A 13,905-nucleotide genomic window follows, 5' to 3' on the forward strand; every position below is an offset into this window, starting at 1 on the left:
GCCCGGCCGTCACCGGGCACGGGGGACAGCCGGAAGGCGGCCGCATGGCCCGAAGCACGCACCACCACGGGATGGGGGACGGTCGTTCAGGTATGCCCATGGAATTGCAGCGCGGCCACAAGGCCAGGATCAGCGATCTGACGGCGGGCACCGATCTGTACGTGGGCGTGCAGATCACCGGCGGGGGACTCTCCTTCGACATCAGCTGTTTCGGTCTCGACGAGCAGGAGCAGCTCTCCGACGACCGCTACTTCATCTTCTTCAACCAGCCCAAGTCGCCCGAGGAGTCGCTCCAGCTGCTGGGCGCGCAGGCCGGGGACACCGAGTCCTTCCGGGTCACCCTGGAGCGCATACCGCTGCAGGTACAGCGGCTCTCCTTCACGGCAGCGCTCGACGGCGCCGGACAGATGTCGCAGATCGGTCCGGGCTACATCCGCATCGTCGCGGGCGGCGAGGAAGTCGCGCGGTACGCCTTCGACGGCTCGGAGTTCAGCACCGAGCGCGCGGTGATGCTGGGCGACATCTACCGCAAGAACGACGTCTGGCGGTTCGCCGCGATCGGCCAGGGATTCGACGGCGGGCTGGACGCACTGCTGAAGAACTTCGGCGGCGAGGTCGCCGAGGAGCAGGGGCAGGGGCAGCAGGCCGCCCCTGACCAGGGTGTGCCCGGTTTCGCGCCGCCAGGCGGCGGTGCCTCCGCACCGCGGCAGCCCGCGCCCGGCTTCGCGCCGCCGCCCGGGGCCGCGGCCCCGCAGCAGCCCCAGGCACCGGCTCCGCAACAGCCGCAGCCCGTACAGCAGCAGGCTCCGGCGCCCCCGGCCCCGGCCCCAGCACAGCCGCAGGCACCGCAGGCACCGCACCCGCCTGCTCCGGCACAGCCGCAGGCGGCCCAGCAGCCCCCGGCGCCTCACCAGCCGCAGGTACCCCAGCAGCCGCAGGCCCCGCAGCCGCCTCAGCCGCCGACTCCGGATGTGCACGGTGCGCCCACCATGGTCGCTCCCTCGCCCTTCCAGCCGCAGCACGGCGGCCAGGTGCCGCCACCGCCGCAGCAGCCGGGGCCGCCAGGACAGCAGTACGGCGCCCCCGGGATGCCCCAGGCGCCGCAAGCGCCCCAGCCGTACGGAACCCCGCAGGCGCCCGCGCAGCCGGGGCCGCCCGTCCCACCAGGGGGCGGGCAGCTGTCCAACCCGTTCGCCCAGCAGCCGCCGGGCCCCGGCGGCTTCGGCGCCGGCCAGGCACCGCAGGTCCCGCAGGTTCCGCAGGGCCCGGCCGCGGGCATCGGCGCGGCGCTCCAGAAGTTCCACGAGGTGCCGACCGGTCAGCGCTGGACGTTGCAGAACCCGTCCCTCGTCCGCGCCGACATCGGCATCGACGGCCAACCCGTGCTCGCCAAGCAGGGCAGCATGGTGCTCTACCAGGGCAAGGTCGACTTCTCCTACAAGGGCGCGGGATTCACCGGGCGCGTGGTCGGCAACGCGACCGGCCAGGAGATGCAGCTGATGCGGTGCAGCGGCCGCGGCCAGGTCTTCTTCGCCGAGAACGCGGCACACGTGCACCCGGTGGAACTCCAGGGCGACTCGCTCTGCGTCTCCGCCGAGAACGTGCTCGCCTTCGACGAGTCGCTCCAGCACGAGGTGCGCCGGATCGAGGGCCACGGCATCCCCGGCGGCGCCCTGTTCACCATGCAGTTCTCCGGCACCGGAACCGTCGTCGTCAAGACGCAGGGCACGCCCGTCGTCCTGCCGGTCACGCCCACGACGTTCGCCGACGCGCAGGCCGTGGTGGCCTGGTCGGCGGCGGCCCAGGTGATCATCTCCAGCCAGGTGCGGCTGCGCCGCAACGCCTACCCGGGGCACAGCGGCGAGTCCGTGAACCTCCAGTTCCGGGGCGCGCCCGGCAACTTCATCGTCGTCCAGCCGTACGAGGTCTGAGGGGGAGCCCGTCATGAACCAGCCAGCAGCACTCGCGGGCTTCGCGCCCGCCCCCGTGGCAGCCAGGATGCACAACCACGGCGCCCACATGGTGAAGGTCGCCATGCAGTCGGGTCATGACCTGTTCGCACGGCCCGGGTCGATGGTCGCCTACGAGGGCTTCGTCCAGTACGAGGCCAACCCGCCCGCCGTCCGCCAGATGGCCTCCCAGTGGCTGACCGGCGAGCAGAACCCGCTGATGCTCTGCCGCGGCGACGGCCTGCTCTACCTGGCCGACTACGGCGCCGACGTGGTCTGCCTCAACCTCAACGAGGAGTCCCTTTCGGTCAACGGCACCAACCTCCTCGCCTTCGACGCCCACCTCCAGTGGGGCGTCGAGCGGGTCAAGGGCCTGGCCAAGTTCGCCGGCCAGGGCCTGTTCAACGTCGGCGTCCGCGGCACCGGATGGGTCGCTCTGACCTCGCGCGGCGCACCCGTCGTCGTCGACTGCGGGCGCGGCGAGGACGAGACGTACGTCGACCCGGACGCGCTCGTGGCCTGGTCCAGCGGCCTGAAGATGAAGGGCAAGCGCAGCATGAAGGCGAGCGCCCTCATCGGCCGCGGCAGCGGCGAGGCCTACCAGATCGCCTTCTCGGGCCAAGGCTTCGTCGTCGTCCAGCCGAACGAGGACAGCACGGACCGCATCCGCGTCCGGGGCTGAGGGGGAAGGAGAACAGCCGTGCAGAGCTCACTCTTCGGCTACGCCGAGATCCAGACCGAGGACCGGTACGCGGTGCAGAACCCGCAGCTGCTGCGGGTCCAGCTGACCGGGCACGACGACGTGCTGGCCCGCCAGGGCGCGATGGTCGCCTACCAGGGGCTGCTGGAGTTCGACGCCGAGTACGCCACACACGGACAGCGCCGCGGGCCCGCCCGCGAGCAGCTGCCGCTGATGCGCTGCTCGGGCCAGGGCACGGTGTTCCTGGCCAACCTGGCGCAGTACGTCCACGTGGTCGACGTCGACCACGACGGACTCACCGTGGACGCCGCCTACGTCCTGGCCATGGACTCCACGCTGCACCACGAGATCATCTCCGTGGACAGCCAGTTCGGCATCTCAGGCACCGGCGCCTACAACCTCAACATCACAGGCTCCGGCAGGGTCGCGCTGATGACCTCGGGCCAGCCGCTGCTGCTGAACGTCACCCCGGACACCTACGTCAACGCCGACTCCGACGCGGTTGTCGCCTGGTCCAGCGGCCTGCGCGTCCAGATGCAGGCCCAGACCTCCTCGCAGGGCGTCTGGCGCCGCCGCGGCAGCACCGGCGAGGGCTGGGAACTGTCGTTCCTGGGCCAGGGCTACGCGCTCGTCCAGCCCAGCGAGCTCCTGCCGCCGCAGGGCGCCGAGATCGGCGGCGGGCTGCGCGCCCAGTACGGCATGGGCGCGCAGGGCGCCCACGGCCAGAACCAGGGCAACATCTTCACCAACCGGTAGACCGGCCAGGGGCGGCTGTCCCCTCGCAGTATCGCGAGGGGACAGCCGTCGCCGGTTCATCACCCGCCGTACGAGACCACGACGCCGTCCCTCGCACTCGCCTTCCCGTCGCCAAGACCAGCTGCGCCTCCGCCGAGAAGCAGCCGCGGGGCCTGAAACGGGGTCGGCCGCTCCTGCCGGACCGGCCCGACCCACTGCGGGAACGGTCACAGATAGCGGGGCCTGAGCGCCGCCTCGGTCGCGTCCCGCCACACGCGGTAGGAGGGCACCTTGTCCAGTTCGTTCAGGTCGGTGTACTCCACCAGCCGGTCGGCGTCGTCCTGGAGCACAGCGTGGGCGTCCGTACCCAGCAGTTGCTTCCACACCTGCTTGGGCCCCAGTTTCTCCCCCTTCGCCTTCCCGCCACACCCCACATGCTTCTCCACCTCGGCAGGCGTGCCGTACGGATAGCCGTCGAGGTCCAGCCCCGGAACGACCTTCTCCAGCGCGCCCTTGTCCGCCAGCATCCACGATTCCGTCATCAGCACCGGCACCAGAGCGACCGTCTGGGCAACACGCCTGTGCTCCGCACGCCATTTCTCCAGCCCCGCGACGTAGGCACGTGCCTTGTCGGCGGCGTCCCAGTCGCAGTGTACGAAGAGCACTTGGCAGTCCCGGGCGAGCGACCGCGCCTCCGTCAGCACGTCGTCGGCCGGCCTGGTGGTACGGATATCGGAAACCTCGCAGCCGAGGACGTTGACGTGCCGGTCCGACGCGTGCAGCAGATCAAGCAACTGCTTGTGGATCAGATGGGACAGATACCTCTCGTCGCTGTTGCCCTCGCACAGCAGACCGGGCCGCAAAAACTCCTCCTTCACGCCGCCTCCTGACCCAGCCGGCGCAGGAGCCTGGCGATCTGGTCGGGTGAGATCGACGCCCCCGGCACGTCCTCACCTGCACGCAGCGGCAGCGCGCGAGTCACCCGGGAGACGGTGCGATCCCGGGGATTCGTGCGGTGTGCCTGCTCCAGGAAGACGAGGCTGCCGCTGAGGTCCGTGCGGAGGGCTGCCAGAAGGGCGGGCGAATGCGTCGTCGCAATCAGCTGCCGGTACGGGGCGCGCCTGCGCTGCGGCCCGGTTGAGACCCCCACCCGGCGTCGTAGCCGGCGCACCAGATCCGCGACGTACGAGGGGTGCATGCCGTTCTCCAGCTCTTCCACACACAGCGTGCCGGGCCGCAAGGGGTCCATGGAGGCGGCGAGCAGGCCCAGCATCCGCAGGGTGCCATCGGACAGCAGCGAGGGGACCAGCCAGCCGGTGTGCTCGAACTCCACCTCGAAGTCGTACTCGTCCCGCCGCTCGATGAGATACGGCCGCACGTCGCGCAGTCCTTCGACCAACCCGGCGCAGTCGGCGACATACCGTCCCCAGATATGCGCAGGTGCCCGCTCCAGCCGTGCCAGAGCAAGTGCCAGATGATCGCCGCGCACCCCCAGCGGGGCGTCCAGACCGGCAGGTGACAGTTGCCGCATGCTCTCGGGGCGGAGCTGAAGGGGCTCCCACCCACGGCACTCATTCGCCACAAGGCCCAGCAGCTCAGCCGCACCCCGGCTTTCCGGGAAGACGTCGAACAGGTCGTCCTGGCTCGTGCCCTCGCTGCCAGAGCCCGGGAGGTATCCCTGCCCCTGCCCGACGGGAACGATCTCCGTACCCGTCCGAGCCAGGAACCGCTCGCGTGCCTGGTGCATCGCTGAGAGCACCCCGTCGTCCAGCCCGATATTCCGCACCCAGTCGGCCGTCTGGAGGCTGCTGACCCACACGGCGCTCTTGCCACGGACGAGACCGGGAGCGCTGGGAAGACCCGGTTCGCGTTGTTCGCGTGCAACGGTCAGCCGCAGCCGCAACGGCAACGGCCCCTCCGCGGCCGGTACCACCATCCCCACCTCGATGGTGAACGCGTCGGGCTGCACACGCCCTTCGTCTCCGCCCCGGTGGAACAGTCCCTTCGGCGAAAGCCGGACGTCTTCCGCGACAGTCTCCTCGAACCCGTGTAGCACCGTGCCCGCCGCCAGCCGCAGCGCGTCGAACAGGTTGGACTTCCCCGCCCCGTTCGCCCCCAGCATGATCAATGACGGCGGCACGTCGAGGTGAAATCCCACGAAGGACTTGAAGCCGTCCACCCGGACCTGCGTGATCATTCAATCCTCCGACCTGCGACCGTGGCGCACGCGGCCCAGCCTAGCGACGTTCGCGGTGCCCATGTCCCAGGACCGCTCCGCACCGGGAGGGTCTTCGCCTCCGAGACGCACGGGGCCCGGTCGGCCCCGGGCCCCGCCCCCATGCCTTCCCGGTCGGTCGGACCCGGCACCGGGTCCGCCACACACAGCGGCCGGGGGTAGCGTGCCTCTCGAGAAACGGCCGAGCCGTGTGGGAGGCGAGGGCTTTGACGAAGGCTGACGCGGAGCTGGCCACACGGCTGGCGGACATGGCACGGGACCTGCTGGCGCAGACCTCGGTGGACAAGACGCTCGACCGCATCGTGGCGCACGCGGTGAAGCTGGTGGACGGCTGCCAGGACTCGGGGGTGCTGGTGATCGAGGGCGGCAGACGGGTACGCACCCTGGCCGCCAACAGTGACCTGGTGCACACCTCGGACGCGGTGCAGGAGGAGGTCGGCGAGGGCCCCTGCTTCGACGCGGCCCGGTACGCGCACGAGGTCTACCGGATCGAGGACGTCACCCGCGAGGAGGAGCGCTGGGCCCGGTACGTGCCGCGCGCCCGGGAGCTGGGGATCGGCAGCATCATGGGCTTCTGCCTGTACACCGAGGACGACAACCTCGGAGCGCTGAACATGTACTCACCGCACCCCGGCGCATTCACCGAGCGCTCCGAGCACATCGGCTGGCTGCTGGCCTCCCACGCGGCCGTCGCCTTCTCCAGCGCCCGCAGCCACGCGCAACTGGAGACGGCCATGGCCTCCCGGCACGACATCGGCGCCGCCATGGGCATCCTCATGGAGCGGTACTCCATACCCGCGCAGCAGGCGTTCACCGTCTTGAAGGAGAGCTCGCAGACGCAGAACGTGAAACTGCGCGACATCGCCCGCACGGTCGCCGAGACGGGAGAGATCCCCGGCGCGGTCGACCGATGACCTCCCGGCCGCCCGGGCGTGCCGCGGTCCCTGCCCGCCCCCACCCGCCGCGGCGCCGACGGCATAATCGGCCCCATGGTGCTCACTCCTTCGAATCTCCGTGTCCTCGGTGACGGCCTCTACCTGTGGAACCCTCCCGAGCGCGGGTGGGGACTCGCCAACTGCGGACTGGTCACCAGCGCGGCGGAAGGCCTGTGGATCGACACGCCCTACGACCGGCCGATGGCCGAGGCGTTCCTCGCCGCGTCCCGGGAAGTTCTGGGCGACGCCCCGATCGGGCGCATAGCCGTCACGCACGCCAACGGCGACCACCTGTGGGGCGCCGACGTACTGCCGGGCGCCGAGGTGATCGCGACGCGTGAGGCGCGCCACCACCTCGAGATCGAACCGACCCCGCAGCAGCTGAGCGGCCTGATCGAGGCGGCGGGCGACTCACCCCTGGGCGCCTACCTCGCCCGCCACTTCGGCCACTTCGACTGGTCGTCCACCCGGGTCGTGGCGCCCACCACGGTGTTCGAGGGCGAACTGGAGCTGACGGTCGGCGCGCACACCGTCGTGCTCACCAGCCTGCCGCCCGCGCACACCGCGGGGGACATGACGGTCCACCTGCCCGAGCACGGCGTGGTCTTCACCGGCGACATCGTCTTCGGTACGACCCCCGAGTCGCCCGGTGACCACGCGATCCACTGGGCGGGTCCGCTCGCCAACGTCATCGCCGCGTGCGAGCGGGTGCTGGCCACCGGCGCCGAGACCATCGTCCCAGGCCACGGCCCCGTGCTGGACCCCGACGGTCTCCGCGACCACATCGACTACCTCGCCCACCTCCGCGAGCGCGCGCACGCCCTGCACGCGCGGGGCGTCTCCGCACTCGACGCGGCCCGCGAGGTGGCCGACGAGGCACGCCGGCCCGAACTGGCCCTGGCAGAACGCCTGGTCGTGACCGTCGGCTCGGAGTACCGCCACCTGGACGGGACACCGCCGCTCCCCCTCGCCCAGGTCATGGAGGACGTGGCGGCGTTCGCCGCGGAACGCGCCTGACGCGGGCCCCCCTGCGGGCGGACCCGGGCGGCACCGGCCGCGGCCACGCGACCCCGGCTGAACGCCGAGGACCCGGCGGGCCCGGCATAGCCCCCAGCGGAGCCCGGCGCACACGCCAAGGACCCGGCGGGCAACGGCGAAGGGCCCGGCGGATGCGCCGGCGACCCGGCGGGCATGGCGAAGGGCCCGGCGGTCGGCGACCGGCGGGCCCTCGCAGGGGCGGCGCCCGCGCGGGGCGCCGCCCTGACACATCGTCGAGGCGCGGAGGTCAGCCCTCCACGCCGAGCCGCTCCAGGATCATCTGGCGGGCGCGGCCGGCGTCCGCCTGGCCGCGCGTCGCCTTCATGACGGCGCCCACCAGGGCGCCGGCGGCCTGGACCTTGCCGCCGCGGATCTTCTCGGCGACGTCCGGGTTGCCCGCGATCGCCTCGTCCACGGCGGCGCCGAGCGCCCCCTCGTCGGAGACGACGGCCAGGCCGCGCTTGCCGACAACCTCGTCCGGGGTGCCCTCACCGGCCAGCACGCCCTCGATGGTCTGCCGGGCCAGCTTGTCGTTGAGGGAGCCCTCGGCGACCAGCGCGCAGATCCGGGCGACCTGCTCGGGCGTGATGGGAAGCGCGGTCAGCTCGACGCCGTCCTCGTTGGCGCGGCGCGCCAGCTCGCCCATCCACCACTTGCGGGCCTGGTCGGCGGGCGCGCCCGCGTCCACGGTGGCGACGATCGGGTCCACCGCACCGGCGTTGAGGACCGACTGCATCTCGTGCTCGGAGATGCCCCACTCCTCGCGCAGCCGCATCCGGCGCACCCGCGGCAGCTCCGGCAGCGTGCCGCGCAGCTCCTCGACCCACTCGCGCGAGGGCGCGACGGGCACCAGGTCGGGCTCGGGGAAGTAGCGGTAGTCCTCCGCCTCCTCCTTGACGCGGCCCGAGGTGGTGGAGCCGTCCTCCTCGTGGAAGTGGCGGGTCTCCTGGATGATGGTGCCGCCGGACGAGAGCACGGCGGCGTGCCGCTGGATCTCGAACCGGGCCGCACGCTCGACGCTGCGCAGCGAGTTGACGTTCTTCGTCTCGCTGCGGGTGCCGAACTTCTCCACGCCCTTGGGGCGCAGCGAGAGGTTCACGTCGCAGCGCATCTGGCCCATCTCCATGCGGGCGTCGGAGACGCCGAGCGCCTTGATCAGCTCGCGCAGCTCGGCGACGTAGGCCTTGGCGACCTCGGGGGCGCGCTCACCGGCGCCCTGGATGGGCTTGGTGACGATCTCGATGAGCGGGATACCGGCCCGGTTGTAGTCGAGCAGCGAGTGCGAGGCGCCGTGGATGCGCCCGGTGGCACCGCCCACGTGGGTGGACTTGCCGGTGTCCTCCTCCATGTGGGCGCGCTCGATCTCGACGCGGAAGACCTCGCCGTCCTCCAGCTGGACGTCCAGATAGCCGTCGAAGGCGATCGGCTCGTCGTACTGGGAGGTCTGGAAGTTCTTCGGCATGTCCGGGTAGAAGTAGTTCTTCCGGGCGAAGCGGCACCAGTCGGCGATGGAGCAGTTCAGCGCGAGGCCGATGCGGATGGCCGACTCGACGCCCGTCCTGTTGACGACGGGCAGGGCGCCGGGCAGGCCGAGGCAGGTGGGGCAGACCTGGCTGTTCGCGTCGGCGCCCAGCTCGGTCGAGCAGCCGCAGAACATCTTGGTCCTGGTGCCGAGCTCGACGTGGACCTCGAGGCCCATGACGGGGTCGTAGGAGGCCAGCGCCTCGTCGTACGACACCAGTTCGGTGACGGTCACGGAAACTTTACCTTTCTCGACCGCGTCAGTCGTCGAGGATGTCGTCGACGTCGAGACGGCGCAGCTCACGCACGAGCAGCACGACGCCGGTGACGATGCCGGCCGCGGAGACCGCCACGTCGATCAGCTGAAGCGTGTCCCCTTCCTTCCGCGCCTCCTTGGCGCGCTTGACGGTGCCGGGGACACCGATGAGCGACGTGGCGATGGAGAAGTACAGCCCGGTCCTGGACTTCTTGAAACCCTTGGCCTTCTCAAGCTTCGAACTCACAGCGACGGTGCCTCCTCTAGCAGCGGGTGACCCCAACGTGCCTGGTAGGCGGCCTCCACGGCCGCACCGACACGGTAGAGCCTGTCATCGGCCATGGCGGGGGCGATGATTTGCAGCCCCACGGGGAGCCCGTCCTCCGGCGCGAGACCGCACGGGATCGACATGGCGGAGTTGCCCGCCAGGTTGGACGGGATGGTGCACAGGTCGGCGAGGTACATCGCCACCGGGTCGTCGGCGCGCTCCCCGATCGGGAAGGCGGTGGTCGGCGTGGTCGGCGAGACCACGACGTCCACCTGCTCGAACGCCTTCTCGAAGTCCCGCGTGATCAGGGTGCGGACCTTCTGCGCTGACCCGTAGTACGCGTCGTAGTAGCCGGAGCTGAGCGCGTAGGTGCCCAGCATCACGCGCCGCTTGACCTCGTCGCCGAAGCCCGCCTCGCGGGTCAGCGCGGTGACCTCCTCCGCCGAGTGCGTACCGTCGTCGCCGGTCCGCATCCCGTACCGCATGGCGTCGAAGCGGGCCAGGTTCGAGGAGCACTCCGAGGGCGCGATCAGGTAGTAGGCCGCCAGCGCCTTGGTGAACGAGGGGCAGGACAGCTCCACCACCTCGGCGCCCAGCTCACGCAGCAGCGCGACCGACTCGTCGAACCGCTGCATCACCCCCGCCTGGTAGCCCTCGCCGCGGAACTCCTTGACGACGCCGACCCGCAGGCCCTTGACCTCGCCGTTCCGCGCCGCCTCCACCACGTCGGGGACCGGCTGCGCGATGGACGTCGAGTCCTTCTCGTCGTGGCCCGCGATCACGCTGTGCAGCAGCGCCGCGTCCAGCACCGTACGGGCACACGGGCCGCCCTGGTCGAGCGACGAGGAGAACGCGACCATGCCGTAGCGGGAGACACCGCCGTACGTCGGCTTCACACCGACGGTCCCGGTCACGGCCGCCGGCTGGCGGATGGAGCCACCGGTGTCCGTACCGATCGCCAGCGGCGCCTCGTACGCCGCGAGCGAAGCGGCCGAGCCGCCCCCCGAACCTCCCGGGATGCGGGTGAGGTCCCACGGGTTGCCCGTCGGGCCGTACGCGCTGTTCTCCGTCGACGAGCCCATGGCGAACTCGTCCATGTTGGTCTTGCCGATGATGACGACGTCGGCGTCCTTGAGCCGCTTGGTGACCGTCGCGTCGTACGGCGGCACCCAGCCCTGGAGGATCTTCGAGCCCGCGGTCGTCGGCACGCCCTCGGTGGTGAACAGGTCCTTCAGCGCCAGCGGCACCCCCGCCAGCGGGCCCAGCTTCTCGCCGCGCTCCCGCTTGGCGTCCACCTCGCGGGCCTGCGCGAGCGCGCCCTCGCGGTCCACGTGCAAGAACGCGTTGACCTTCTCGTCCACGGCCTCGATCCGGGCCAGGTGCGCCTCGGTCACCTCGACCGCGGTCAGCTCGCCACGCGCGATCCCCGCCGCCAGCTCGGCGGCGGTCAGCTTGATCAGTTCACCGGCCATCCCGGTCACTCCTCCCCCAGGATCTGCGGCACCTTGAAACGCTGCTGCTCTCGCGCAGGCGCTCCGGAAAGCGCCTGCTGCGGGGTCAGCGACGGACGGACCTCGTCCTGCCGCATGACGTTCGTCAGCGGGAGCGGGTGGGAGGTCGGCGGTACGGCAGCGTCGTCGGCGACTTCAGAGACGGCGGCTACCGCGCCGATGATGTCGTCGAGCTGACCGGCGAAGTGATCGAGCTCTTCGTCCTTCAGCTCCAGACGCGCCAGCTTCGCGAGGTGGGCGACCTCCTCGCGTGAGATGCCAGGCATGCGGCGGTCCTCTTGATGGGTGAGTTGCGGATTGTCCGCCCCAATCCTATGGGGCCCGCGCCCCTGCCGTTCCCCTCCCTGGCCGCTCCCCCCGTCCACCGCCGCAGAGCCCGGCGGCCGAACCCCCGTGACCTGGGCTTGCTCACGGAGTGTGTGCGGGGGGCGGGGCAGCGGGAAGGGCCCGGTTCACCGAGACCTCGCGGGCCCTCAGCCACGCGGTGGTCTCCCCCGGGGGCATCGCCGCGGCTACCAGCCACCCCTGGACGGCATCGCACCCCAGGTCGCGCAGCCTCTCCCACGTCTCGTCGTCCTCCACCCCCTCGGCGACGACGAGGAGACCGAGCGAGTGCGCGAGGTCGACGGTGCAGCGCACGATCTCGGCGTCCTCGGTGTCGACGGCGAGCCGCGCCACGAAGGAACGGTCGATCTTGAGCTCGCTGACCGGCAGCCGCCGCAGGTGGACCAGCGAGGAGTACCCGGTCCCGAAGTCGTCGAGCGACATCTTCACCCCGTGCCCGGTCAGGCCCGCCAGGGTGTCGGCGGCCTGCTGCGGGTCCTCCAGGAGGACGTGCTCGGTGATCTCCAGCTGGAGCGCCCCCGGCGGCACACCGTGCCGGGCGAGCCGGGCGGCGACGGCCCCGGCGAAGCCGGGCGAGTGGACGTCGCGCGGCGAGACGTTGACGGCGACGGGCACCGTCAGCCCGCCGGAGCGCCAGAGCGCGACCTGCGCGAGCGCGGTCTCCAGCACGTACTCGGTCAGCCTCGGCATCAGCCCCGACGTCTCGGCGATGGCGATGAACTCGTCCGGGGGGACCCGGCCCCGCTCGGGGTGGACCCACCGCACCAGCGCCTCCAGCCCTGAGACGGTGCCGTCGAACCCGACCTTGGGCTGGTAGTGGAGCTCGACCTCGCCGGCGTCCAGCGCCCTGCGCAGGTCGGCGAGGAGACCGAGGCGGTCGGGCGTGTTGCCGTCGCGGGTGGCCTCGTAGACCTCGACGGCGGTCCGGTCGCGCTTGGCCTCGTACATGGCCACGTCGGCGCGGCGCAGCAGACCTTCGGCCTCGGTGGCGTGGTCGGGGTAGACGGCGACGCCCGCGCTGGCCTCCAGCACCAGCGTCAGCCCGTCCAGATCCAGCGGGGAGCCGAGCGCGGAGACCAGGCCGCGGGCGACGCGCTGGGCGCTGGTCGTGGAGTCGGCGACGGGCAGCAGCACCGCGAACTCGTCGCCGCCCAGGCGGGCGGCCTCGGCGCCGCGCGGCAGCGCCGCCCGCAGCCGCTCGGCGATCTGCAACAGCAGCCGGTCGCCCGCGAGGTGGCCGAGGGTGTCGTTGACGGACCGGAAGCGGTCGAGGTCGATGAGGACGAGCGCGGAGCGCGACGCGGTGCGCTCCGCTTCGTCCAGTGCCGCCCAGGCGCGCTCCAGCAGCCACAGCCGGTTGGGCAGCCCGGTGAGCGGGTCGCGCAGCTGCTCCTCGGCGCGGGCGCGGGCGATGCGCAGCGTGGAGTCGAGCGCGATCAGCGGCACCGCGAACAGCGGCAGCGTGAGCGGCTTGTGGTAGGCGACGACGGCGATGAGCGGGGCGATCCCCAGCAGGGCGACGCCCACCAGACCCTGGCGGATCAGCGCGGTGCGCAGTGTGGAGGGCAGGCTGCGGGTGCGCGGGGCGAAGCAGAACCACTGCAACCCGCGGGTGAACAGGAGGTAGAGAGCGGCGGCGAGCGGTATCTCCACGACCGCGGCCAGGCTCCACTCGTCCGGCCCCCACGGCCGCTCGACCGAGGGGCACACCCCGCACACGGCGAGCGCCAGGCTGGCGACGCCGATGCCGAGGAGGTCGATGGCGCCGTGCACGAGGGCCTGCCGCCATTTGTGCCGGCGTGCGGCGCCGACCAGGGCGACGACGGCGAGACTGACCAGCAGCGCCGGCACCCAGCCGTGCAGCAGCAGGATCGCCAGCGTCAGCGCCGGCCCCGACCCGGTGCCGCCCCACCAGCGGTCGCGGCCCATGGTGACCAGGTGGGCGACCACGCATCCGGTGAGGACCGCGAACGACCATCCGGCGGTGGAGCCGGGGAAGAGCGCGTGGCCTTCCCACAGGACGCGGACGACACCCCCGATCAGCGCCAGCGCGGCGGCGGCGACGACGAGCACGGGCAGCGCGGGCGGGCGGGCGGCGAGCAGCCGCAGGAGCCGGGTCTCCTCACTCCGCGCCCCGCCGGCCGGCGCGCCGCCGGGGCGCGCCTCGGCGCCGTGTGCCGCCCCGCCCCGCGTGCCGTCCGAGGGCAGGCGGGAGAACGGGGGCCCGGAGCCCCCGGAGAAATCCAGCATCCTGGTCCCTCTCGCAGCCGTCCACGCCTGCCCTCGCCACGACAGGCGTCTACGTCAACAGTAGGCCGCTGCCTGGGAAGAGGGGCAGCGATCGGCCGCTGTTGCCTCAATGCGTTCGCAGCCGGTGCGAGCAACTGCCGGTCGTGGTACGGCGCCTGTGG

The 13,905-nt window shown here is 71.8% G+C and carries 12 protein-coding genes; 5 read left to right on the forward strand and 7 right to left on the reverse strand.

What is annotated here, in order from left to right:
- The first annotated feature begins 92 nt into the window (after window positions 1–92).
- From DQ392_RS14365 to DQ392_RS14375, 3 genes are read left to right on the forward strand one after another with little or no spacing between them, the layout of a single operon-like run.
- Complete coding sequence (locus DQ392_RS14365) at window positions 93–1,931, forward strand: TerD family protein (protein WP_114015975.1); 1,839 nt, start codon at window positions 93–95, stop codon at window positions 1,929–1,931.
- Between the two features lie 13 nt (window positions 1,932–1,944).
- Window positions 1,945–2,631, forward strand: a complete 687-nt coding sequence (locus DQ392_RS14370) for an AIM24 family protein (protein ID WP_114015976.1) — start codon at window positions 1,945–1,947, stop codon at window positions 2,629–2,631.
- An 18-nt stretch (window positions 2,632–2,649) separates the two neighbouring features.
- On the forward strand, window positions 2,650–3,405 hold the full coding sequence (locus tag DQ392_RS14375; RefSeq protein WP_114015977.1) for an AIM24 family protein: 756 nt from the start codon (window positions 2,650–2,652) through the stop codon (window positions 3,403–3,405).
- 206 nt (window positions 3,406–3,611) lie between these two features.
- Here the strand turns inward: DQ392_RS14375 and DQ392_RS14380 are convergent, their stop codons facing one another.
- Both DQ392_RS14380 and DQ392_RS14385 read right to left on the reverse strand, forming a co-directional pair.
- Window positions 3,612–4,262, reverse strand: coding sequence for a hypothetical protein (locus tag DQ392_RS14380; protein WP_114015978.1), 651 nt, complete (start codon window positions 4,260–4,262; stop codon window positions 3,612–3,614).
- On the reverse strand, window positions 4,259–5,581 hold the full coding sequence (locus DQ392_RS14385) for an AAA family ATPase (RefSeq protein ID WP_114015979.1): 1,323 nt from the start codon (window positions 5,579–5,581) through the stop codon (window positions 4,259–4,261). The genes DQ392_RS14380 and DQ392_RS14385 overlap by 4 nt, the downstream gene beginning before the upstream one ends.
- A gap of 245 nt (window positions 5,582–5,826) precedes the next feature.
- Between DQ392_RS14385 and DQ392_RS14390 the strand changes: the two genes are divergently transcribed.
- Window positions 5,827–6,534, forward strand: coding sequence for a GAF and ANTAR domain-containing protein (locus DQ392_RS14390; RefSeq protein ID WP_342774942.1), 708 nt, complete (start codon window positions 5,827–5,829; stop codon window positions 6,532–6,534).
- A gap of 75 nt (window positions 6,535–6,609) precedes the next feature.
- On the forward strand, window positions 6,610–7,572 hold the full coding sequence (locus DQ392_RS14395) for an MBL fold metallo-hydrolase (protein WP_114016033.1): 963 nt from the start codon (window positions 6,610–6,612) through the stop codon (window positions 7,570–7,572).
- Window positions 7,573–7,840: 268 nt separating this feature from the next.
- Here DQ392_RS14395 and gatB read toward each other — a convergent pair whose 3' ends face one another.
- The 5 genes from gatB to DQ392_RS14420 all read right to left on the reverse strand — a co-directional run bounded on the left by gatB (window position 7,841) and on the right by DQ392_RS14420 (window position 13,744).
- The gene (gene gatB / locus DQ392_RS14400; protein WP_114015980.1) at window positions 7,841–9,349 is read right to left on the reverse strand and encodes an Asp-tRNA(Asn)/Glu-tRNA(Gln) amidotransferase subunit GatB; all 1,509 of its coding nucleotides are present in this window, start codon (window positions 9,347–9,349) and stop codon (window positions 7,841–7,843) included.
- A gap of 25 nt (window positions 9,350–9,374) precedes the next feature.
- Window positions 9,375–9,617, reverse strand: a complete 243-nt coding sequence (locus DQ392_RS14405; protein WP_114015981.1) for a hypothetical protein — start codon at window positions 9,615–9,617, stop codon at window positions 9,375–9,377.
- The gene (gene gatA / locus DQ392_RS14410; RefSeq protein WP_114015982.1) at window positions 9,614–11,110 is read right to left on the reverse strand and encodes an Asp-tRNA(Asn)/Glu-tRNA(Gln) amidotransferase subunit GatA; all 1,497 of its coding nucleotides are present in this window, start codon (window positions 11,108–11,110) and stop codon (window positions 9,614–9,616) included. The genes DQ392_RS14405 and gatA overlap by 4 nt, the downstream gene beginning before the upstream one ends.
- Window positions 11,111–11,115: 5 nt before the next feature.
- Window positions 11,116–11,415: an Asp-tRNA(Asn)/Glu-tRNA(Gln) amidotransferase subunit GatC gene (gene gatC / locus DQ392_RS14415; protein WP_114015983.1), complete on the reverse strand. Its 300-nt coding sequence runs from the start codon at window positions 11,413–11,415 to the stop codon at window positions 11,116–11,118.
- Window positions 11,416–11,557: 142 nt separating this feature from the next.
- Window positions 11,558–13,744 (reverse strand): putative bifunctional diguanylate cyclase/phosphodiesterase, encoded by a 2,187-nt coding sequence (locus DQ392_RS14420; RefSeq protein ID WP_245981458.1) that lies wholly within the window; start codon window positions 13,742–13,744, stop codon window positions 11,558–11,560.
- Window positions 13,745–13,905: the final 161 nt, after the last annotated feature.

The sequence above is a fragment of the Streptomyces reniochalinae genome, from assembly GCF_003323735.1.
Classification (GTDB): domain Bacteria; phylum Actinomycetota; class Actinomycetes; order Streptomycetales; family Streptomycetaceae; genus Streptomyces; species Streptomyces reniochalinae.

Coding starts and splice junctions, on each gene's coding strand:
- DQ392_RS14365 (WP_114015975.1), top strand. CDS start 93: ATGCCCATGGAATTGCAGCGCGGCCACAAGGCCAGGATCAGCGATCTG.
- DQ392_RS14370 (WP_114015976.1), top strand. CDS start 1,945: ATGAACCAGCCAGCAGCACTCGCGGGCTTCGCGCCCGCCCCCGTGGCA.
- DQ392_RS14385 (WP_114015979.1), bottom strand. CDS start 5,581: ATGATCACGCAGGTCCGGGTGGACGGCTTCAAGTCCTTCGTGGGATTT.
- DQ392_RS14395 (WP_114016033.1), top strand. CDS start 6,610: ATGGTGCTCACTCCTTCGAATCTCCGTGTCCTCGGTGACGGCCTCTAC.
- gatA (WP_114015982.1), bottom strand. CDS start 11,110: ATGGCCGGTGAACTGATCAAGCTGACCGCCGCCGAGCTGGCGGCGGGG.
- gatC (WP_114015983.1), bottom strand. CDS start 11,415: ATGCCTGGCATCTCACGCGAGGAGGTCGCCCACCTCGCGAAGCTGGCG.
- DQ392_RS14420 (WP_245981458.1), bottom strand. CDS start 13,744: ATGCTGGATTTCTCCGGGGGCTCCGGGCCCCCGTTCTCCCGCCTGCCC.